The 22,396-nt window shown below is 46.7% G+C and carries 23 protein-coding genes; 12 read left to right on the forward strand and 11 right to left on the reverse strand.

The window, feature by feature from the left end; all coding sequences use genetic code 11:
- Positions 1-123: 123 nt before the first annotated feature.
- The 6 genes from KNP94_RS01635 to KNP94_RS01660 form a co-directional block, all read right to left on the reverse strand.
- Positions 124-1,254 carry an ABC transporter permease gene (locus KNP94_RS01635; RefSeq protein WP_088836665.1) on the reverse strand — a complete coding sequence of 377 codons (1,131 nt, stop codon included), beginning with the start codon at positions 1,252-1,254 and terminating at the stop codon, positions 124-126.
- Complete coding sequence (locus KNP94_RS01640; RefSeq protein ID WP_088838456.1) at positions 1,254-1,955, reverse strand: ABC transporter ATP-binding protein; 702 nt, start codon at positions 1,953-1,955, stop codon at positions 1,254-1,256. The genes KNP94_RS01635 and KNP94_RS01640 overlap by 1 nt, the downstream gene beginning before the upstream one ends.
- A gap of 145 nt (positions 1,956-2,100) precedes the next feature.
- Positions 2,101-3,117: an ABC transporter permease subunit gene (locus KNP94_RS01645; protein ID WP_214771602.1), complete on the reverse strand. Its 1,017-nt coding sequence runs from the start codon at positions 3,115-3,117 to the stop codon at positions 2,101-2,103.
- Entirely contained in the window at positions 3,114-3,980 is an 867-nt protein-coding gene (locus KNP94_RS01650; protein ID WP_088836667.1) for an ABC transporter permease subunit, read from the reverse strand. The genes KNP94_RS01645 and KNP94_RS01650 overlap by 4 nt, the downstream gene beginning before the upstream one ends.
- 23 nt (positions 3,981-4,003) lie before the next feature.
- Positions 4,004-5,074 (reverse strand): DUF58 domain-containing protein, encoded by a 1,071-nt coding sequence (locus KNP94_RS01655; RefSeq protein WP_215115107.1) that lies wholly within the window; start codon positions 5,072-5,074, stop codon positions 4,004-4,006.
- Between the two features lie 5 nt (positions 5,075-5,079).
- On the reverse strand, positions 5,080-6,003 hold the full coding sequence (locus KNP94_RS01660) for an AAA family ATPase (RefSeq protein ID WP_029333138.1): 924 nt from the start codon (positions 6,001-6,003) through the stop codon (positions 5,080-5,082).
- 381 nt (positions 6,004-6,384) lie between these two features.
- Between KNP94_RS01660 and KNP94_RS01665 the strand changes: the two genes are divergently transcribed.
- Entirely contained in the window at positions 6,385-6,999 is a 615-nt protein-coding gene (locus tag KNP94_RS01665) for an NAD(P)-dependent oxidoreductase (protein ID WP_088836669.1), read from the forward strand.
- Positions 7,000-7,070: 71 nt separating this feature from the next.
- Here the strand turns inward: KNP94_RS01665 and amyS are convergent, their stop codons facing one another.
- Entirely contained in the window at positions 7,071-8,612 is a 1,542-nt protein-coding gene (gene amyS / locus KNP94_RS01670) for an alpha-amylase (protein ID WP_088836670.1), read from the reverse strand.
- A 346-nt stretch (positions 8,613-8,958) separates the two neighbouring features.
- On the opposite strand from amyS, the gene KNP94_RS01675 reads away from it, so the two are divergent.
- Both KNP94_RS01675 and KNP94_RS01680 read left to right on the forward strand, forming a co-directional pair.
- Positions 8,959-9,780 carry an endonuclease I family protein gene (locus tag KNP94_RS01675; RefSeq protein WP_088836671.1) on the forward strand — a complete coding sequence of 274 codons (822 nt, stop codon included), beginning with the start codon at positions 8,959-8,961 and terminating at the stop codon, positions 9,778-9,780.
- Positions 9,781-10,081: 301 nt separating this feature from the next.
- On the forward strand, positions 10,082-10,666 hold the full coding sequence (locus KNP94_RS01680) for a YdcF family protein (RefSeq protein ID WP_088836672.1): 585 nt from the start codon (positions 10,082-10,084) through the stop codon (positions 10,664-10,666).
- A 67-nt stretch (positions 10,667-10,733) separates the two neighbouring features.
- Here the strand turns inward: KNP94_RS01680 and KNP94_RS01685 are convergent, their stop codons facing one another.
- Entirely contained in the window at positions 10,734-11,246 is a 513-nt protein-coding gene (locus KNP94_RS01685; RefSeq protein ID WP_088836673.1) for a YtxH domain-containing protein, read from the reverse strand.
- Positions 11,247-11,380: 134 nt separating this feature from the next.
- Entirely contained in the window at positions 11,381-11,551 is a 171-nt protein-coding gene (gene ytzI / locus KNP94_RS01690; protein WP_152638925.1) for a YtzI protein, read from the reverse strand.
- Positions 11,552-11,675: 124 nt separating this feature from the next.
- On the opposite strand from ytzI, the gene KNP94_RS01695 reads away from it, so the two are divergent.
- On the forward strand, positions 11,676-12,779 hold the full coding sequence (locus KNP94_RS01695; protein WP_088836674.1) for a PP2C family protein-serine/threonine phosphatase: 1,104 nt from the start codon (positions 11,676-11,678) through the stop codon (positions 12,777-12,779).
- A gap of 63 nt (positions 12,780-12,842) precedes the next feature.
- On the opposite strand, the gene KNP94_RS01700 is transcribed toward KNP94_RS01695, so the two are convergent.
- Positions 12,843-13,778, reverse strand: coding sequence for a magnesium transporter CorA family protein (locus tag KNP94_RS01700; protein WP_214810784.1), 936 nt, complete (start codon positions 13,776-13,778; stop codon positions 12,843-12,845).
- A gap of 121 nt (positions 13,779-13,899) precedes the next feature.
- Here KNP94_RS01700 and KNP94_RS01705 point away from each other — a divergent pair, with 121 nt between their 5' ends.
- Entirely contained in the window at positions 13,900-14,268 is a 369-nt protein-coding gene (locus KNP94_RS01705; protein ID WP_088836675.1) for an Hpt domain-containing protein, read from the forward strand.
- Positions 14,269-14,383: 115 nt separating this feature from the next.
- On the opposite strand, the gene KNP94_RS01710 is transcribed toward KNP94_RS01705, so the two are convergent.
- Positions 14,384-15,262 carry a chemotaxis protein CheV gene (locus KNP94_RS01710; protein WP_088836676.1) on the reverse strand — a complete coding sequence of 293 codons (879 nt, stop codon included), beginning with the start codon at positions 15,260-15,262 and terminating at the stop codon, positions 14,384-14,386.
- Between the two features lie 217 nt (positions 15,263-15,479).
- Between KNP94_RS01710 and KNP94_RS01715 the strand changes: the two genes are divergently transcribed.
- From KNP94_RS01715 to KNP94_RS01745, 7 genes are all read left to right on the forward strand, one after another.
- Positions 15,480-16,922, forward strand: a complete 1,443-nt coding sequence (locus tag KNP94_RS01715) for an NADP-dependent glyceraldehyde-3-phosphate dehydrogenase (protein WP_088836677.1) — start codon at positions 15,480-15,482, stop codon at positions 16,920-16,922.
- A gap of 179 nt (positions 16,923-17,101) precedes the next feature.
- Complete coding sequence (locus KNP94_RS01720; protein ID WP_088836678.1) at positions 17,102-18,076, forward strand: MBL fold metallo-hydrolase; 975 nt, start codon at positions 17,102-17,104, stop codon at positions 18,074-18,076.
- The gene (locus KNP94_RS01725) at positions 18,073-18,831 is read left to right on the forward strand and encodes an SDR family NAD(P)-dependent oxidoreductase (protein ID WP_215115108.1); all 759 of its coding nucleotides are present in this window, start codon (positions 18,073-18,075) and stop codon (positions 18,829-18,831) included. The genes KNP94_RS01720 and KNP94_RS01725 overlap by 4 nt, the downstream gene beginning before the upstream one ends.
- A gap of 15 nt (positions 18,832-18,846) precedes the next feature.
- Complete coding sequence (locus tag KNP94_RS01730) at positions 18,847-20,043, forward strand: ABC transporter substrate-binding protein (protein ID WP_214771615.1); 1,197 nt, start codon at positions 18,847-18,849, stop codon at positions 20,041-20,043.
- Positions 20,030-20,794, forward strand: a complete 765-nt coding sequence (locus tag KNP94_RS01735) for an ABC transporter permease (RefSeq protein WP_088836681.1) — start codon at positions 20,030-20,032, stop codon at positions 20,792-20,794. Before KNP94_RS01730 ends, KNP94_RS01735 begins: the two co-directional genes overlap by 14 nt.
- Positions 20,791-21,525, forward strand: a complete 735-nt coding sequence (locus KNP94_RS01740; protein WP_029333661.1) for an ABC transporter permease subunit — start codon at positions 20,791-20,793, stop codon at positions 21,523-21,525. The genes KNP94_RS01735 and KNP94_RS01740 overlap by 4 nt, the downstream gene beginning before the upstream one ends.
- A complete protein-coding gene (locus KNP94_RS01745) occupies positions 21,509-22,396 on the forward strand; it encodes an ABC transporter ATP-binding protein (RefSeq protein ID WP_088836682.1) in 888 nt (295 codons plus the stop codon). Before KNP94_RS01740 ends, KNP94_RS01745 begins: the two co-directional genes overlap by 17 nt.

Here is a 22,396-nt window from a genome sequence, read left to right on the forward strand (position 1 = left end):
TCATATTTAGTTAGTGGTTAGGAGTTTAGATGAATTTACATTGGACGGCCTCATTTCGGTCAATTTTGACTAAAGTATATAAGGAAAATAATGGATTGTCAATTCCCTTTGTACGAAGTGCCCTTACACCGGCCGCTGTTTCCGTAAGGCACGCATGTTCAGGAGGACGAAGACAAGCATAAATCCGGCAAGGACCACAAGGTCGAGCCAAATTTCACGGAAACCGTACCCGCGAATCATGATGTTTTGCAGGGCATCGGCGGCATAGGTCAACGGCATCAGCCGATTGATGACTTCGACCCAGGTCGGGGCATCCGTCAAATCAAATAGACCGCTGAAAAAGATTTGCGGGACGATTGCGAGCGGGATGAACTGAATCAATTGGAATTCCGTCCGTGCGAAACTCGACAGCAGGAGTCCGAGTGACAGGGCGACGCTTGCCGTCAATAAATTGACGAAGAGTAACAGAAAATAGTTGCCTTGTTGTGTCACGTTCAAGATATTAACGATGAATAGTTGAATAAGGACAGTTTGAATCGTGACGAACAAGAAAAAGCCAACGAAGTATCCGAAGACGATGCTCGACCGTTTGAGCGGAGTAGCGAGTGTCCGTTCGAGTGTCCCGCTGGACCGCTCACGGAGAAAGCTGACCCCGGCGATGATGAAGACAAATAAAAAGATGAAAAATCCCATCAAGGCAGGTGCAATTTGATCAAACAGTTCTGCATCTTTATCTCCATATAAAAAGCGGATATCTGGTTCCATCATTGATTGTGAGGCGATAGGGGGAACGGTCAATTTTTGATTCGTCAATTGTTCGAGCCGTTGTTGCAGTTGATTAACGGTTTCGCGTAACTGTGCATTCGCTGTCGTCGCCTGCTTCATCTCGATTGCCGTTAACGTTTCGCGGATGACCTGGATGGCGTGGGCATTTTTAGAGACGTCGCCGCCTTCAATCAAAATCTCCGGGGCATCATCCCGGTACGTGATCAATGCCTCGATGTGTTGATCTTCCATCGCCTGTTTTCCGTCCGCATAACTCGGATAGGTCGTCGTCGCCGTTTTCGATGCGAGAACCTCGTCAAACGTTTCGGGTAGGTCGACGGTGCCGATCGTGACTTCATCCGAACTCGAACCGAGGATTGATGATAATAAAAAGAGAACGAATAGGGGGGCGAGGAACATCATCGCAATGGTCCGTTTGTCCCGAAAAATTTGCGAGATGACACGTTCTGCTACGGTCAGTGTCTGCATCAGACTTGCTCCTTTCGGATGAAAGCTTCATCGATTGAGCCGAATCGTTGAATTAATTCCGCGGGCGTACCGGCGTCGATCAATCGCCCATGTTGAATCAATAATAAACGATCGCACCGCTCGGCTTCATCCATGACGTGTGTCGTGACGAGGATTGTGACGCCAGACTTCCGCAGTTGGTCGAACTCGTGCCAGAACGTTTTCTTGAGGGCGGGATCAATTCCGACGGTCGGTTCATCAAGCAGAAGCAAAGTCGGTTCATGAATCAAGGCGATCGCAAGACTGAGGCGGCGCTTCATCCCACCGGAAAATTGATGGGTCGGGCGGTCGGCATCCTGCTTTAAGTCGACGAACTGGAGGACGGATTCGATCCGGGCGCGGAGGCGGTCTTTTTTTAAGCCGTACAGCTTGCCGAAATAGCGTAAATTGCCACGTGCCGTCAAATCCTCATACAAAGCATCGGCTTGCGCCATATAGCCGATTTTTTCTGCCTGACGTAACGACGGCTGCTGTGACCCGAGTACAGTGACGGTTCCGCTTGACGGGGTTTGGAGGCCAATCAGCGACTTGATTAATGTTGTTTTACCGGAACCGCTTGGTCCAATCAGCCCGACGATTTCACTTTGACCAATTAAAAAATTGACATCTGTCAACACGTCGGTTTTTCCGAAGCGTTGAGAGTAGTTCTTGACTTCAATCATCATTTTCACGTCCCTTCTCTCTTTCTATACCCGCAAAAGACCAAACGCTTGTTTTTTAGAGGGATTAAGTAGTTTAAAAGAAATTAAGACATACTTAGCGCCGTCATATAAAAGAATACGACGGCGCTAAGTATATTTTACATAATTATTTCGTAATTGATGGTGAGACAGAATCAAACGGATTCGTCAAACGTGTCGTAGCGGCTTCTGCCTGTGCGACCGGTTCCGTGAAGATTAGCTGTTCACGTCGTAAGCGATAGGCACGCTCGAGACGACTCGTCAGCAAGTTCCCGAGGAAGACGAGCGCAGCGATGCTGATTGCCGGGATCAGGAACAGGTGATTGATCCAGGAAACGGCTGAAAACTGAAGGAAGTAGAAACCGAACTGGGAAGACCATTCAAAAATCGTCGGTGAAACATCGTTCGCAAAGCGTGAAAGTGTCCCGCCGAAAAATAACCCGAACAAGGACAGGTGAATCAAGACCATCAACGTTTGGACGAACTGTTGCATGAAAACAATGGCAAGCGTCGGTAAAAGATGCGGCCAAATGTGCTTTCTAAATTGGTAATGGGGACTGCCACCGAGTGTTCGGGCGACGACCATGAACTCTTGCGTCAACAAGTGACGCGTTTCACTGACTAAATACATCAGTAAGGCAGGTAACCCGAGTAAAATCAGTACGCCTGTTTCAAAGAGGACACGGGAAGACAAGGACGGAATGTCTTCTGGACTTGCAAAAAATAAGCCTGTCAACAAAATGAAATAGGCCAGTAAGGAAATCGGTAAAATTAAAAAGCCGTCAAGAACGGTACGAATTGCCGTATTTAATCTTTTACCCCTAAAGGCGAGCGGCACGCCGATCAACAGAGCGAGCAGGATGCGTCCGAAGGCGACGGCAAAGCAAATCCCGATCGTCCACTTGGCACCGGCAATCATGATTTGGAATAAATCGTTGCCCGCCCGGTCCGTTCCGAACCACTGCTCACGCGATGGTTCAAGTGGAGATGTCGCGAGGAACGTCCCATCCGCCGCGTACCGGTTCGAGATTTGGTCGACTTGTCCGTCACGAAATATGGTATGTCCGACACTAAGTAGGAGGAGCGTCGCAAAAATCAGGATACAGCCCCAAAAGAACGGATCACGCAATAAGACACGTCTCATACAGCACCACCTTTCCAAGCTTTTGGAATACAAAGCTCAGCAATCAAGTCAATCAAAAAGAACGGTAAGTAAATCAAGAGGAGCGTCACGAGCAGGACAGGAAGTTGCGGATTCATGATTACGAACCGAAACAGACCTTGGACATTGAATGTGTATTCGATGACGACGAGACTCGATAAAATCGTGATGACGTTGGCGCGGAAAAACAGATAGAACCGATAAAACAAGTTCGGAATCAAGTGTGACCAAAATAAATGATTCGCGTGTGTCCCTTTGGCGCGGGCAAGTTCGATATAGCTGGCTCCTTCCTCTTCTTGGATCTGCCCCGTCAACCATTTGATGAAGAAGAAGAGGGTCGTCAGCGACAGCGTCAGAATCGGAAGGAAACGGATCGAATCAGCAAAACCGCCGGCGACTTCGATTTGATCGAAACCGGTCGTCTTAAAAAGAACGATGATGATGTACTGTGAAAAAATCACCCAAAATAAATCCGGCACCATCTCGAGTACACGCGTCGTCTGCTTCAACAGGTTACGTGTCCGCAGACGCGCGCGATAAAAGAAAAACGCGTAGACAAGTGCGGCGATAAACGAACAGACAAGGGCACTACTGAAGATCAGCAGCGTCTCCTGGATGAACGGTTGTAAGTCCGGCAACAACGGACGAAGCTGTTGTGCGGTCACATTGTAATAAAGAATCGGTTCGACACCAGTCAAAAACAGGACTTGTTGTTTGAGCGCATCGGTGTAATTCGAAAAGTTCGGACGTAACTGGACGATCAATGCCGGTAAGGCGCTGATGCACAGTAAAACGACCAACGATACGATGAACTGAAGCGACTTTCGAATGACTAGGGAAACCATGATAAAACCTCCTTCTTTGATCGTCAGCCAATCGCCTGGATCCGGTCGTTCCCAACCAGGATCAGCTGACTGTTAAGATGTTTTCGACGCACGACATACCGTTCGAACTGTTTTGTTGCGATATAGGAATCCCGGTCGGATAACGTCGACAGGTGGACAAGGACGTGCTTCAAGTGCGGTTGTCCTTCACCTAACGCCAAGTGGGTCATGTGGTTCGCTTCGTTGAGACGGTTCAGGAACAATTCAACTTTACAGCCCTCCTTAATCAACTCACTGATTAAGAACGAAGCGTGTTCGATGAAGCGTTCCGATTGATTATGTAAGCCGTATCCACTTGGACCCGACAAATTGAGGGCGATGGTGAATGTGTCCTGATTACTCGTCTCATAGACTTTTGCTTGCAGACGGCCGGTTTTTGCTGTCGCGTACCAATCGATGTCCTTCGACGGTTCCGTCGTATACGCTTTTGATCCAAGCTGGACCAATTTGTTTTTTAATGGTGAATAGCGGTCCGGACGATCACCAATCCGTAAGCGGTTCAGCAGGAAAGGTGTCGCTTGTGCCGTTAACGAAGGCAGCACCGTGAACTGCGGATAACTGTCGAATGAAAATAAGTAAACGCCCATCCGCCAGGGCAGACGAATCGTTAAGATGATTTCGTCGAGTGCCGTCGGACCACGTTTGACGGTCTGGATTGGGATCGTAAACAATTCTTCCGTCAACACCAGTTCGGTATCATACGTGTGGGGATGGAGCGCGTCACTCGTCGTGAAAACAATCCCGTCAGCAGCATGGAGACGGAGGGAGGCCTTAAGGCCGAGTGACGAAAAAAGTTCGAGTCCGAAAAGTTGCAGCTGGAGGTCCGTTTGTTCTTGGTTGAACATCAATCGTTCATAGTGTTTCCATTCTAAAGCGACTTCCCGGCGGAGTTGCCGTTCCGTCCGGTTGACGACGACATGAATCGTCGCGAGTGCGGCAAAGAGAAACCCGAGTCCCGAGACGACGGGGAGGAATAAGAATAAAAATGTCAATATGCAATAGACGGGAAATAATTTTTGTTCGAGCCAAAAGGGGACGGAACGTTCGATTTTCATCCGCGTCACCCAATCTCGACAGGAACTGGAATGGCATCAAGGAGATGGTACAAGACTTGGGCCTTTGTCGTCTTGATGCCCCCTTCAAGTGTCAATGTCAGGCGGTGGGCCAAGACATGTTTTGCAAGGTGTTTGATGTCCTCCGGAATGATGAAGTCGCGTTGATTCAAGAAAGCATAGCTTTGGGACGCGCGAAGCAGGGCAATCGCACCACGTGGACTGACACCGACTTCAACGAGTTCATGATTCCGTGTCGCCTGAACGATATGCAGCAGATAATCGAGCACGTCTTGCGACGCATGGACACGTCGTGCTTCTTCCTGCCATGAAATCAAGTCCCCTCCTGACGCAATCCCGACGGCTGATCGGCGGACGTTCGTCAAAATCTCAGACAGCAAGCGGCGTTCGTTCTCAAAATCCGGATAACCGACTTCGATCGCGACCATGAACCGGTCGAGTTGGGCGTCCGGTAGCGGGAATGTTCCTGCTGACTCGATCGGATTTTGAGTTGCGATGACGAAGAATGGTGCCGGCATCTGATACGTTGTTCCGCCAATCGAGACTTGACGTTCTTCCATCGCTTCAAGCAATGCCGATTGTGTCCGCGGGACGGCGCGGTTGATCTCATCGATCAAGACGACGTTTGCAAACAACGGTCCGCGTTTATTCTCGAACTCCTGCGTCTTTAAGTTGAAGAAGTCTGAACCGATGACGTCGGACGGAAGCAAATCCGCCGTGAACTGAATCCGGGAGAAGGCACTCTCGAAGCTTTGGGCGAGTGCTTTCGCAAGCATCGTTTTCCCGGTCCCCGGTACATCTTCAAGCAGGATGTGACCTTCGGCGATGAGTGCCGTCAGACAGAGATCGATGACGTCCGGTTTGCCGAGATAAATCGAATTGAGTTGGTCTTTTAACTGTTGTAGCTTCATAGGAAATCCCTCCAAGGTTAAGGTGATGAGTAGCGTGATAATTGTTGTTCGAAGCGTAGAACCTCATCGTCCGTATTGAGATAGTGGAACATCATCCGTCACACCTCCAAAAGAAGGGCGCCGTTTTTTCACGCGACGTGACTGTACGAGTTTCCAAAGCATAAAGCAGAATAGACTGACTTCCTGTCTTTATCGAAGAAAAAAGATGGTCGTTCTTTTAATTAAGGAAAAAATATCCATATGTACTTAGGGAGATTTTAGCATACACTGTTAATAAATAAAAATAATTTTCTGAAAATAAGGGTGAGGGAAGACGATTCATTTTCAAGCGGTAAGGGTATCATTCAAACAGTGGATCTTGAAAGGGAAAGGATGTTATGCATGAAATTGATTATTTTTGGGGCTACGGGTCAAACCGGACAAGAACTCGTCAAACAGGCGATTGCGCATGACCATGAGGTGACGGCGTTCGTCCGTAATCCGGATAAGTTGGAACTAAAAGATGAACGACTTCATGTCGTCACGGGGGACGTCTTGAACCAAGAGGATGTCAATGCGGCGCTTGTCGGACAAGATGCTGTCTTGACGGCGTTAGGGACAGAAAGCCTTGCCTACAGTGGATTTTTAGAACGAAGTCTCGTCCGGATCATCAATGCGATGAAAGTCAGTGGTGTAACGCGGATTGGTTACGTCGCATCAGCAGGTGTTGATAAGGAATTACCGGGTGCACAAGGATTACTCGCACAGCAAATCTTAAAGAATCCATTACGTGATCACCGGCAAGCAATTGACTTGTTGAAACAGGCAGACGTCGACTATACGGTCGCACGACCACTCCGTTTGATGAATGGTCCGTTAACCGGGATGTACCGCCAAACAGCTGACGGTGTACCCGACCAAGCGAAACAAATCAATCGGGCCGATGTCGCCCATTTCCTGCTTGAAGCGATTGAACAGGAAGAATCGATTCGCGAAAGTGTCGGTCTCGCTGAATGAAAAGAAGCCCCCATCCACGAACCTTCCTGAAAAGGAAACGGTACCGGATGGGGGCTTTTAAATAGGACGAATTATTGTTGGCGGTAGATCGAGACAGAACCACCATTGACGAAAAATTGACCATACCCGTCTGCATTGATCGTGACGGAAGCTGAATTGTTACCGGTGATGTCTGTCCAGACTTCTCCTTTGTTCTGAAGCCCGACGTACATCCACTTGCTACCGCCAGGACCATCCGAAAGGATTGTCGCAAGACCTGATTTTGCCCGGTCTGAGACACCTTCCCGTGTCCAACCGATGATGTCTTGGTTATCGAGGTAATCATTTTGTTTCCCGAACGCGAAGTCCTTCCGTGCTTTTAGAATCGGATCGATTTTTGACGCGAGGGCAGGGATTTCACGGTTCGACGAGCCTTTTGTTCCGTAGTAGTCCCCGTAAAAGACAGATGGATAGCCTTGTTCCCGCGTCAAAATCATCGCGTAAGCAAGGGGCTTGAACCAGGATTGAACGGTCGATTCGAGCGATTGACCAGGTTGAGAATCATGGTTTTCAACGAGTGTGACGGCAAGCGTCGGATTATCTTGGACGAGTGTGCCGTTAAAAATTGTGCGCATGTCATAAAAGCCGCCGCCTTTACTCGCTTGTTCGAATTTGTAATGAAGTGGAGCGTCAAAGACCGATTGTTTATAGTTCGTCTGACTTAAATAGTTTTTAAGTGTCCCGAGATCGTTCTGCCAGTACTCGGCGACTGTGAATAATTCCTTACCCGTCGTCTGACGAACATTCGTCAACCAATCTGCGAGATACGTATGTTTGATGTGTTTGACGGCATCAAGACGGAATCCATCGAGCCCGAGTTCATTGACGTACCATTTCCCCCAGTTTTTCATTTCCTGCTGCACTTCCGGGTGATCGAAATCAATGTCTGCATACATCAAGTAATCATAGTTTCCATTTTCAGAAGATACATTCGAGTCCCACGACTTACCTGTTCCTCGGAATTTATAGATGGCACTTTTTGAGCGGGATTGATCCCAATCCGTTCCGTCGAAGTGATACCATTTCCATTTGAAGTTTGAATAGGCGTTGCTCCGCGCCGCGAAGTTGAACCCGGTCCAGGCCTGGATTTGATAGTCGCCAGAGACTTCTTGATTACGGTTACCCGGATTGACTTCGACGGCCGTGACGGATTCCGTAAAGTCAGCACCACCCTTGTGGTTCATGACGACATCACCATACACATCGATTCCAGCCGTGTGCAATTGCCCGATGGCGGATTTCAATTGCGTTTTCGTGCCGTACTTCGTCCGGACTGTTCCTTTTTGATTAAACTCACCGAGGTCATATAGATCGTAGGCACCGTAGCCGACATCATTTTGAGTCGTTCCTTTGTAGGCAGGAGGAATCCAAACAGATGTAATTCCGAGTTGATCAAGCTTAGAAGCGTCGTTTCCTAGACGGTTCCAGTGGTTCCCGTCGTTTGGTAAATACCATTCAAAGTATTGCATCATCGTCCCGTTGTCTGCTGTTGCCCCTACTGCAATCGGTTGCGCAAGTGGCACTAAAAACGTCACGCTTGCAAGAGATGCGACAATCAAGCTTTTATGTTTCATCAAAAAGCCTCCTCTATCAAATTATGAAAACGCTTGCATTAATTATTATAGCAAGTTGAAACGTGGGGAGTATCATCCTCATACCTTATTTATGTATCCTTTATAATCATGACTTTTGCCTCTAGAATAGTTCTTCTAAATAATAATTCATCGTTTATTGATTCGTGATTCACTAAAAAACAGGACCTTCTAACCGTTGAACAATTGTGCTAACTCTGATTTCTGGATTCCTCTAAAAAGAAGAGGTCTTTCGTCCATCTTCCATAAGAAAGACAAGTGATGTGAAAATGGGAGTGTAATACGGTTTGACATTGCATGTCCATACTTAACCTGAGGGGGAAAAAGCATGAACTGGAAGTCGAAAATCAGTGGGGCACTTGTTGCGACACTCGCGTTAGGATCACTTGCCTTCACGCCGGTCATCGCCAAAACAGATTCAACAAAGATAGTAGCGGGACCACAGGCGGTAACGTCACAATCAACAATCGATGCCTATTATCAGCCGGCAGCGGGGAAAACGGGTGCGGCATTAAAAGCATCACTGCATGACATCATCGATAATCATACGGAAGTCTCGTATGACACGGTTTGGACGGCATTAAAAGAAACCGATCAAGATCCAGGTAATGTGAACAACGTGATCGAATTGTACACGGGGAAGTCCATTTCAAAAAATAGCAACGGTGGGAATGTCGGTCAATGGAACCGAGAGCATGTCTGGGCAAAATCGCATGGAGACTTCGGAACAAGCATGGGACCAGGGACAGACTTGCATCACTTACGTCCGTCAGACGTCGTCGTCAATAGTGCTCGTGGGAACCTTGATTTTGACAATGGCGGAACGAAATATAGCGGATGCGATTGTAACCGAGATGGTGATTCATGGGAACCACCGACTCGCGTCAAAGGTGATATCGCGCGGATGATTTTCTATATGGCGGTTCGTTATGAAGGTGGCGGCGAAATCGACTTAGAGACGTCAGAAAACGTCAACAATGGCTCAAACCCACTTCACGGAAAATTATCGACGTTAAAAGCGTGGAACAAACTTGACCCGGTCGATGCATTTGAAAAGAAACGCAATGACATCATTTTTGAAAAATGGCAAAAAAACCGCAATCCATTCATTGATCATCCAGAATATGCGACAGCAATTTGGGGAAATTAATCTAGCAAAAGGGGTCTGAATCAGAAGTCGGACCAACATCAATCCGTGTGACGGACGTTTCCGTCCTCCATTTAATCAAATGACCGTTGCTCCCGCGATTCACGGGACCATCGGTCATTTCTATTGTTCAAGATAGTTTAGTGCTTGCCGGAGGTATGGATGAAAAAGTCCGGATTCCTTTTAATCGGGAGACATCCCCATTTTTGAGTCGCCCCTGTTTTGTGATTGAAACTTTTCTTAGAAAAACATCGTAGAAACGGATGTAATCGAAAATAGCAGTCTGAAAGGAATCATATGACTCATGGAACGGATCAAACAAGTTTTGAAAAGATATCGGCTTGTAGTGGCCGGAATCGTAGGTGGACTCGTCATTTTCTGGTTTAGTATCGGTTTATTTGTCGCAGAAGGGAAACGTCCCGCAGCGAACGGGAAACACTCGTTTGTCATCGTCCTCGGTGCAGGTGTGAGAGGGGAAACACCGTCGCTGATCTTGGAAAACCGGATTCAGGCTGCAGCTGCATACGGAAAAAAATATCCGCGAACGACTTTTATCTTGAGCGGTGGACAGGGGCAGGGTGAAGCGATTTCAGAAGCAGAAGCGATGCGCCGTGGCATGATTGACGAAGGAATCTCTGAAAAACGTCTTGTGCTCGAAGACAAATCGACGTCGACCACTGAAAATTTACGTTTTTCAAAATCGTTATTACCAAAAGGTGAAAATCAAGTTTCGATCGTGACGTCAGATTTTCATTTGTATCGTGCGCGTACCGAAGCGAAGAAAGTTGGATTGAATAGTGATGCGATTCCTGCAAAAACACCGTTATCTGGTGTATTGCGATATGGTATGCGTGAACGTGTCGCAATCATCGTGAAATTTTTTGAGTAATGGATTGTTGTGACAACGTTAAAAGAAACCACCATGCCACAAGCATGATGGTTTTTGATAAAATGGTTTATTTATTTTGCTGTGAATTGTCTGATTGATTGTTTTGTGGGGCTTCTTCTTTTCCAAGCGCCACGTCTTTTGCTTCGACCACTTTCTCACTGATTGAAGACAGGTCACCTTTAGCTTCCGTTGCGGTATCTTTTACAGAAGAAGCATCCGATTTGACGGTATCAAGTTCATTGTTCACTTTGTCATAGACGTTTTGAACGTCACCAGCGACTTCTTGAATGATTCCTGAAGCGCTTTTTACTTGTTCGATGACTTGTGAAGCTTTTCCTGACGGATCTTCTTTAATAGTAGATGCTAATGATGAAACGGAATCTTTTGCGCCGCTAAGCCCTTGTTTTGTGTTTTGTCGATTCGTTGAGCTCAGCATTGTAAGCAATCCGCCGACGACAGCTCCTAGCAACATCCCCGTAAGTAAATTGACACGACGACCTGACGAAGCTTCTTGATCGAATTGACGATTTGGATGTTCTTGTTGAGCAGCATGTGGATCATTTTGTAGATTAGGTTCCATGAATAGACACTCCCTTAAGATAATAGTTGACCATGATAGATATGTACCCTCGTCATAAAAAAGGAAAACATGCACTTTTCATGCAACAAAAAAAGACCACCGATGTTAAAATGGTCTCAGACGGTCAAAGTTGTTTAGTTTTGCTTCTCTTCATCCTGCTTTTCAGTCAGTTTACGGTTGATTTCATCGTAGTCAATTTCGATATCGTCTTGATTGCCTTTATATCCGTAGCCTTTTGAAATGACGATGATTGAAGCAACTAAGACAAACACGATGATTAGAATGGAAACAACATAGAGCCACATGATCCATTCCTCCTTTCATTCTTCTCTTTTAGTATGACGGAAAACTGTCCGTTCGTCTAAACGAAAGTGGTCATGATGTGATAAACTATGTTCAGATTAACATGTTTAGGAACGAGGTGACGGTATGAGTATATTAGTCGTAGATGACGAATTTACGAATTTAATGATTTTGGAGCGACTGCTTGAAAATGAAGGATACGATGTCGTAAAAGCGATGAGTGGGGAAGAAGCGATCGAATTGATGGAGGATCCGGCCTTTATCGACAACTTAGATGTCGTATTACTGGATGTAGAGATGCCCGGCATTAGTGGGATTGATACAACACGGTTGATCCGAAAACGATTTGGTTTAGATGAACTGCCAATCGTCATCGTGTCCGGTCGTTCCAATGAAGAGGACATCGCGGATGGACTGGATGCGGGAGCATCAGACTATACGACAAAGCCAATTCGAAAAACGGAATTGCTTGCTCGTGTTCGAAATGCGATGTCATTAAAACAAGCGATTGATGCACGGAAACGATATGAAAAAGTCTTACAAGAAGATTTTGATCTTGCTCAAAAGCTCCAGCAAAGTGTGTTGAGTGCAAATATCGAAGATGAAGACATTCGAATCATGGCAACCTATATTCCTTCTAAAAAACTAGCGGGAGATATGTATGCCTGGTACCGCATCTCGCAAAATAAATATGGCATCATCTTGTTTGACGTCATGGGCCATGGTGTCTCGTCAGCGTTGATTACGATGGGGATGAGCTCGATCTTGTTTGAACTCGTGCATCGCATCGGTGATCCGGCAAAAGTACTTGAAGAACTGAACCGTCAGATGAGCCGCCTTTTCCCAGGAGATGAAACAGAAATTTATTTTACTGCCGTTTATTTGTACATCGACTTGGATGAGATGAAACTTAGTTATGCGAATGCGGGACACCCACCTGGTTTGTTACGGATGGGGGATCAAATCATCGCCCTCGAGAACACAGGATTGCCAGTCGGGATGTTTGAGGACTCACAATATACGAGTCGGACAATCGACTTGACGTCTCCTGGATGTATCTACCTCTATACGGATGGTTTCATGGAGCTGTATAGCAAAGGGATTGACGAAGGGATCAGTGCGATCCGTCAGTTGATCGAACAACAAGGACCAAACATTCACCACTTGATTCAGCCCGATCAAAGTGATGAGGCCGATGATTTATGTCTCGTCACGGTCGAAATCAATTAAAAAAGCCACTCGCTTTTGTACATGCTACGTCTTCAGCATGTAAAAGCGAGTGGTTTTTTTGTGCTAGAAAAAGCGTCTCCGCCACAGAATAAAGGCAGCAAGTCCGGAGAAGAAAATCATCATCCCAAAGACAACCCAAAAGCCGATGACTTCACCCTCCCACGGCACATGGACGTTCATTCCGAACATCCCGGAAATCATTGTCGGGATTGAAATAACAATCGTGATTGAGGCTAAAAACTTCATGACGAAGTTTACGTTGTTCGAGATGACGGAACCAAACGTATCCATCGTCGAACTGATGATATCTTTATAGATTTGTGCCATCTCCATCGCCTGGCGGTGCTCGACGAAAACATCTTCTAGTAAATCTTCATCGTCTTCATGTTTCTCGAGACTCGGTGTTTTAATGATGCGATCAAGAACACCATCGTTTGATTTAAGTGACGTCATGAAATAGACGAGGGATTTTTGTAAGTTCATCAGTTGAAAAATTTCTTGATTTCGCATCGAACGTTGAAGTTCATCTTCGAGTTCGTCCATTCGGCGATCGATTTGACGAAGGAAACGAAGGTAAGAAGAGCTGACTTTATAAAGAATTTGAAATACAAAGCGTGAACGATAATTCGTCCGGAATGTCCGTAATTTACCGTTCGAGAACAAGGTCAACACGTCGAGTTGTTGCGAACAGACGGTGATGAAATGTCTCGACGTCACGATGATACCGAGCGGGATCGTGTTGTAGCGTCGTCCCGATGACTCTTCTTCGATGTACGGGACATCGACAATCATCAAGAGCCCTTCATCATCTTTTTCAAAACGAGGTTTTTCTTCAACGTCCAGTGGGTCATAGATAAAATCCTCAGGAATCTTTGTGGCAGCAATGACTTGGTCGGCTTCGTCTTTTGTCGGATTGACAAGATGAATCCAAGAACCTTTCGTGAATTCTTGAATTTCGTTGACTGCCCCGGTCACATCACTTCGATAAATCGTCAACATATGTCTATCCCTCCTGCTCTTCACTTGCTTATTATAGGGACAGAAGATAGGGCGTGTAAATGATTCTCAGATTTTTTTTTACGACATTTAATGTTAAAATGAAACCAGAGGGGGGAACCAGATGCCTTTTTTTAATCAAAAGAAGTTAGAGGAATTACGTTCAATCGCCGGTGGGGACCACGTATTTTTACAAAAGATTGGTGAAACATACATTGCGCAGTTTGATCGTAAATTTCCTGAACTAGAGCAAGCGATCAATAACAATGATCCGGGACAGACAGAAAAAATCGCACATTTACTTAAAGGTGCCTCCTATTCGGTCGCGGCGGACGATTTGGCAGATGAGTTCGAACAACTTGAAAAAGAAGCAGAAACGGGTTCGCTTGAAAATGCGAATCAGGTTTTGCAAAACATTGATCAATCTATGGTGGAGTTCAGAAAAGTCTGGTTGGATGCTTTTATTGGAAAGAATTCGGACTCGATCAAGTAATTGATGAAAAAAGTAAACCGGCGTTCACGATTTCGTGGACGCTTCTTTTTTTTTTGTGAATTGAAAAATCGGAGCCCACTGGAAAGTGAGCTCCGATATAACCGTCAACAACGTCTTACAAGACGTATGAATCGACCGTTTCGATCAAACGACCGATTTCTGGTTTTGTAATTTGTGCATTGACCCCAACAGATTCACCTTTATGGCGAAGATCATCTGAAATCAAGGAAGAGAAGACGATGATTGGCAGTTCGGCATACCGGTCGTCTTCACGAAGGCGTTTCGATAAATGAAGTCCGTCCATTTTCGGCATCTCGATATCTGTGATCAACAAGTCACAATCGCTACCTGCTTCGAAGGCGTCAAATGCATCTTTTCCGTTGATGAACCATTTTAAGCCGTGATATCCTGCTTCTTCAAGCGTCTCAATGATGAGTGTCCGGAGCATTTCTGAATCTTCGGCAATCCAAATCGTTTTGTTCGATCTGTCACGCGGTTGGACGCGACGTCCTTCTTCACGTGCGAAGATGTCTTTACGAGACAGTTCGAGTGCGATTTTTTCATAATCGAGTAAGATGATCATCTTATCGCCTGTCTTGACGACGCCGTTCGTCAATCCTTCGATTCCACGTGCGAGTTCGTTCGGTGTATCAATTTGTTCCCACGAGATACGTCTGATCTCCGTGACAGAATCGACGCGAAGGACACTTTTCTCGCCATTGAACTCACAGATGATCAACCGATCTTCCGTCGCTTCGTCATGGGCTACACCGATGACAGTCGGCAAATCGATGACCGTCATGACTTCACCGCGTAGTTCGATTAATCCTTTGACGGCATCTGGTGTTCCTGGGAGTGGTGTCATCGGTAACGGAACGATGATTTCACGCACTTTCATGACGTTAATCCCAAATGTATAAGGACCACAATGGAAAATGACGATTTCTAATTCATTCGTACCCGCTTCTAACAAAATATCGTGTTGATTGTACACGTGATTTATCCCCTTTCGTTCCTGCACATTCACTTCTGCCTAGTTATCGGCACATTTCGTAAAACATTCCATATCAAATTCAATAAAAAAACTATTGTAATCGCTTTCATAATATGTTAAGCAAAATGTTTGGCATTTGTCTGACCAATTGTTTACAATAGCTATGCAGCCACACACTGAAGTGACAGAGAGAAAAAACATATGGAGGTAGAGTGGAATGAATACAACAAAAACAACGTATACATTTTTATTGGATGGACAATGGTATGAGAGTGAATCAAAAGAGACAATCGAAATCTCTTCACCATATAAAGAAGAACTCGTTGGTCGTGTACAAGCGATGACGAAACCAGAAGTCGACCGTGCGATTGCTTCAGCAAAAGCGGCACAAACGACTTGGGCGAAACAACCAGCAAACAAACGTGCTGAACTATTACATGCATGGGCAACAGAACTTGAAAAACGCGCTGACGAAATCGGCGAAGTCATCATGCGTGAAGTGGGTAAAGGACGTGCAGATGGCGTTAAAGAAGTGAAGCGGACTGCGGAAATCATTCGGTATACAGCAGAAGAAGGTCTTCGTTTTGACGGTCAAATGATGCAAGGCGATTCATTCCCAGGTGGGAGTGCCAAAAAACTTGCAGTCATCAAAAAAGCGCCACTCGGCGTCGTCCTTGCGATTTCACCATTTAACTACCCGGTCAATTTAGCGGCAGCAAAACTTGCACCGGCGTTGATGACAGGAAACGCGGTTGTCTTCAAACCGGCAACACAAGGTTCGATCAGTGGAATCTTGATGATTGAAGCACTCGTCGCAGCAGGTCTTCCGTCAGGTCTCGTTAACGTCGTGACAGGTCGGGGATCAGTCATCGGTGACTATTTAACAGCACATCCAGGAATTGATATGATTACTTTCACGGGTGGTACAGGGACGGGACGTCACTTGTCTCGCCAATCAGCGATGATCCCACTTGTACTTGAACTCGGTGGAAAAGACCCGGCACTCGTCTTAGAAGACGCGGACCTTTCATTAGCAGCAGATCACATCATCAGTGGAGCGTTCTCTTATTCTGGACAACGCTGCACAGCGATCAAACGTGTATTCGTCTTAGATCATCAAGCGGATGCGCTCGTTGACGAATTAACAACACGGATCGCGAAGTTAACGGTCGGTTCACCTGAAGACGACAGTGTCGTAGTTCCATTGATCGATACAAAATCAGCGGATTACGTGGAGGGCTTGATTACGGATGCGAAAGATCAAGGTGCAACAATCGTTACTGGTGGAAACCGGACGAACAACTTGATTGAACCAACACTAATCGACAACGTGACACGTGACATGCGTGTTGCTTGGGAAGAACCGTTCGGACCCGTCTTACCAATCATTCGTGTCAGCTCAGTCGAAGAGATGATTGCGTACTCGAACGAATCGGAATACGGTCTTCAAGCAAGTGTCTTTACGGAAAACATTGATTCAGCTTTTGCTGTAGCGGATGCCCTTGAAACAGGTTCTGTTCAAATTAATGGTCGGACTGAACGTGGCCCAGACCACTTCCCATTCATCGGCGTTAAATCATCTGGACTTGGTGTGCAGGGTGTCGGACGAAGTCTTGCTTCGATGACGCGTGATAAACTGACTGTCCTTAATTTAAAATAAAATTTGCAATAAACAAGCGACCTTTCATTCTGCGAAAGGTCGCTTTTTTGCATCCAATTCCAGACGGTTTACGTATGCTTTAGTGAAGGGATGCAAGAGAGTGACAGACAAAGTTTGCGGCTCGGGTTCATTTTTCTCTATAATGAAGGAAACTAGTGAGAGAAATGAGGGGATTCCAAGTGAACAGCAAAGATGAAATCTTCACGCTACCGATCCCAACGCCGTTTCCAGTCGGTGATATCAATTGTTACGTCCTCAAAACGGACAATGAAAATATTTTGATTGATTGTGGACCGGATACGGCAGAAGCTTGGCACGCCATGCAAGAGGGTTTGCAGAAAATCGGCTTGTCTGTCGAAGAACTCGATAAAGTAATCGTGACGCATCACCACGCCGATCATGCCGGAATGGCTTATCGTTTTTCTGAAAAAGGAATTGCGATTTACGGGCACGCACGACTTCGTCCCTATTTAGAACAGGATACGGACTTCTTGAATAGTGGCGATGCCTTTTTGCAACGCTTAGCGATGTCGTTCGGGGTGCCAAAAGAAATACGAGCGTTGCTACCGAGTTATCTGTCGGCCCTCAAATGGCTCGGAAAAGGACAACTCGACTATGTCCTAAAAGAAGGGGATTCCATCACGGCGGCAAGTACATACCGCGTGATTGAGCTACCGGGACACGCAAGCGACCAGATCGGGATTCTCGGTCAAGACGGGACATTGTTTGCAGCCGACCATTTACTGGCACGGATTGAGCCGAACCCGTTACTTGAACAGCCGCAAGCAGGAGATGCGTCTGATATAAAACGCCCTGTCCTTGCATATATGCGCTCGCTCGAAAAGCTTCAAGGTGAACGAATCACGATCGCCTATACCGGTCATGGCGAAACAATCCGTGACGTTCCATCCTTGATTGAAGAACGATTGCTCCAACGTAAGGCCCGCGGTGAGCAACTTTTGAAACATCTGACGGGAGAGCAGACGTTATTTGAGTTAGCGCAGTTGACGTACGGCAATCGTTTAAAAAAATCGTTTCCGCTCGTGATGAGTGAAATGAAAGCACGACTCGATTATTTAGTCGCAAGCGGTCAAATTACAGTCGAAAAACGAGATACGGTTCTTTATTATTCGAAAGCGGGAGTTAGCGGATGAATCTAATGAATAAAACGGTTGTCTTGACTGGAGCATCAAGCGGTCTCGGTGAAGCGTTAGCGCGCGTCTTGAACCGGCAAGGAGCGAATTTGATTTTGATTGCCCGCCGTGCCGATCGGCTCGAACGCTTAGCAAGAGAGCTGCATGCTGACTATATCGTCTATGACTTAGAACATTCACCGGAGCATTTAGCCGAACGAATCCAGGTCGACTATGGCATGATTGATGTATTGATCAATAATGCCGGATTCGGAGAATTCAGTTTCTTGCAGGATACCTCGATTGAGACGATTGAATCGATGCACCGGATCAATGTCCTGACGCCCGTTCGGTTGACAAAAGCGTGTCTACCTTTCCTGCGTCCGAATGGAATGATTGTCAATGTCGCCAGTCAGGCAGGAAAGCTGCCGACTCCGAAATCGACCATCTACTGCATGACAAAAGCAAGCCTGCTTCAGTTCTCAAATGCATTGCGACTTGAATTACGACCAAAAGGAATTCATGTGATGACGGTTAATCCGGGACCGATTGCGACTGATTTTTTCATTCGCGCCGATCTCAGTCGCAAATATGAAAAGAATGTCGCCTCGATTTTGTTATCGAAAGAGTCGCTTGCAAAAACGGTGGTCCGAGCGATCGAGCGTCAAAAACGAGAGGTCAATGCACCGTGGTGGATGGAACTTTCAGCGAAAGCATATGCCGTTTGTCCCCGATTGATTGAATGGCTCGGTAAGTCCGGATTTGACAAAAAATGATGGGGTGGAATGAAAATGTTAAAAAAAGTAATCGGTATCGCTGTCGGTGGGTTGTTGCTTGCCGGGTGTGGCGCAACTTCTGACTTGCCGGCAAAGGACGAAGTGCTAGGTTCATCCTATAAAATGATTGAACAGGAAGCAGCGAAAACGACGGTCCGGATGTACATGTGGGGTGGAGATGACGGAATCAATGCCTATATCGACGAGTACGTCGCACCCAAGTTGAAAAAAGAGCATCAAATCACATTGAAGCGTGTGCCGATTGAAACAGCGGATATCATTCAGAAATTGCGTGCTGAAAAAACAGCCGGTAAGGACACAGGCGTGATTGATGTCGTCTGGATCAACGGCGATAATTTCCGAAATGCGAAAAAAGACGGTCTGTTATATGGTGACATCGCGCGCGTCTTACCGAACATCAAGCAAGTCGACGCCGCGGCGCAAGCTTCAGATAGTGGGACGAAGACGGAAGGGCTCGAAGCGGCCTGGGGAAAAGTCCAGTTTGCGTTCCATTATGATCAAGCCAGTGTTGCCAAACCACCGGTGGACTTAAACGAGTTAAAAGACTGGGTCAAAGCAAACCCAGGAAAATTCACTTATCCGGAAGTGACGGATTTCACGGGAAATACGTTTGTCCGTCACGTCATGTACGGGGTCGAATCTAATGAAACGTTGAAGAACCCGAAAAGCGATTTTAAAAAGACATGGGCTTATTTAAACGATTTAAAGCCGTACCTTTGGAAAGAAGGGAAAACCTATCCGAAGACGCTCGCTCAGCTCGATCAATTGTATGCGAAGGGGGATGTCGCATTCACGATGGGCTTCAATGAACGCCGGGCCGAACAGGAAGTAGCGTCCGGGACCTTCCCGGAAGAAACGCGTCCGCTCATCTTAGAAGAAGGTTCGATTGCGTCGACCCACTTCTTATCGGTTCCATTTAACGCACCAAACCCAAAAGGGGCGCTCGTTGCAATCAACGAATTGTTATCGGCAGATGCGCAGTTGAAGAAATATGACGCGACCTACTGGGGAGATGGGACAAGTCTTGATTTAAGTACGTTGACGTCAGTAGAACAACAAGCGTTTAAGGATGTTCCGGCAGCAAAATCGACACCGACACCAGATGCATTTGAAGGAAAAGTCCGAGCGGAGCTCGACCCGGAATTCTTCGAGATCATTCGAAAGGATTGGCCGGAACGTGTGGCGCGGTAATCCTTACCCCGCTGTCTTCTTGATTGCTGGAATGGTTCTTTATGGACTGTTCATCAGTGTATCGATGACGACAGTCGCCGATTATCGTGCATTGTTAAGCGATACCGTGTTTCTTGAAAGCATTGTGTTAAGTCTGTACGTCGCACTGAGTAGCACGTTACTTTCGTTAGGGGTCGGTTTCGGCTTAGCTCAATTTTTCTCAAGGCGAGGGGGGATGGCGGAACAAATCCTCGCACTTCCGCTGTTTATCCCGCATCTTGGTGCAGCATATCTTGCGATTCTCTACTTCAGTAATGTACCGATGATTGGTCCGCATGAGACGAATCATTTCAGTATCATCTTGACTTACGTATATAAAGAAACACCGTTCATCTTTTTTTATCTCATTCCTGTTTTTCGACGGCTTGATCACCGGTATGAGGAATTGGGGCAACTGCTTGGATTATCTAGGATTCGCCGATTTTGGCATGGAAAAGGTGTTTTTATTTTGTTTCCGGCACTTGAAGCTAGCTTCATCGTTTTTGCATTTGTTCTATTTGCCTACGAAGTGCCGGCATTGCTTGGTGTGACGTATCCGAAAATGATTGGTGTATATGTATTTGATTTATATACGCAAGGAGACCTGTCGCAACAACCAACGGCTTTTGCCATCAGTGTCGTCTTGACGACGTTGCTCTTCATGATGTTAGCCGTCTTCACGTGGTGGATTCGACCGATCACAGAGCGAATCAGTAAGGGGCGGATTGAATGAAGCAACGAATCGTTACGCTATTGATCGCTTGTCTCGTCGTTGCACCGCTGCTGGGAATCATTCCGAAATCATTTTCTCTAAATCCGCGAATCGTCGAGACGTTGACGACGACGCTCTTCATGATTGCAGCAGTGACGTTTTTGAACCACGTAATTGGTTATGCGGCAGGGAAAGCCATTGCCTTTCAGACGGGACGAATCATTCAACTGGCTGAGTTGTTGATTAGTCTGCCACTGTTTTTACCTGTATTATTGCTCTCATTCGGTCTTTATTTGACGTGGATCCGTTTAGGTTTGGCTGATCAATTCCTTGGCGTGTTACTCGTCCTTTTGTTACCGACACTTCCGTACACGGTCCGCCTTTATACGAACGGATTTCAGGCGCTCGGTGAACAACTACTCGAACAGACGGTCCTTGTTGAGGCAAACCGCTTGAAGCGATTTTTCTTTTTAGTCGGACCGTTGCTTCGTCCGACATTACAATCGGTGACATTGCTCGTCACCGTCATCACACTTAGTCAGTATGCACTCGTCGTGCTCATCGGCGGTGGCGTCGTTCGGATGCTCGCACTTGAAGTCTTCCCCCTTTACTCTGGGAATGCGGTTGATGCGGCTAAAGAAGCGACGATTTGGTTGATCGGGTTACCATTTTTGATTTATCTAGGGCAAATGTTGTTCTTTACCTTATGGATAGAAGGGGTTCGGAGGTTATTAGATGGACGTAAAAATTAATAAAGTGATGAAGCGTTTCGGTAAAACGACCGTCTTGCAAGACATCGATCTAACCATCGCCTCGGGACAATGCGTTGCGCTTGTCGGACCGAGTGGAAGCGGGAAGACGACGTTACTGCGCTTGATTGCCGGATTAGAAAAGGTCTCAGGTGGAACGATTCACTTCGGAGAGCGTGACGTTACGAAAACAGTCCCGAGTAAACGCGGAGTGACGATGCTGTTTCAACGACCGCTACTGTTTCCCCATCTCACGATCGGGCAGAATATCCGCCTTGGCATGCGAGGGGACGCCCGACAAGTCTCGGAGTGGCTCGACCGCGTCGGGTTACCGGGACGTGAAGCGGACTTTGTCCATCAACTGTCGGGAGGCGAGCAACAACGTGCGAGCTTAGCACGTGCCCTTGCGAGTCAACCGAACTTTTTATTATTAGACGAGCCGTTTTCAAGCCTCGATTTGCCGCGGAGGCGTGAATTACGGACGTTGATTCGTCGCCTGACGGAGCAACAAGGCGTGACGACGTTGCTTGTCACACATGATCGCGAAGAAGCGATGGCAATGGCGGACTATGTGTATGTCATGCAGGCAGGACGCATTATCGAGCAAGGGCGACCTGTTGCTTTAAGCGAGACGAGTCCGTTTTTTGGAGATGGTCTTGCCTTAGACGGGACATGGTATCCGCTGTCTGCGATCGAGTTGGTCTTAAGACCGACGAATCAAACAAATGAACGTGTTACGATTACGAAAGAATTAATCCAATATGGTGTTCGGTTCTATGAAGTCGAACGGGCAACCGGCGAGCGACTCGTCATTCAGACAAGAAGAGCGTTCGACGAAGCGACGACTGTTTATGTCGTCAGAAAGGAGGACTAA

The sequence above is a fragment of the Exiguobacterium sp. s80 genome (assembly GCF_018618725.1).
Classification (GTDB): Bacteria; Bacillota; Bacilli; order Exiguobacteriales; family Exiguobacteriaceae; genus Exiguobacterium_A; species Exiguobacterium_A oxidotolerans.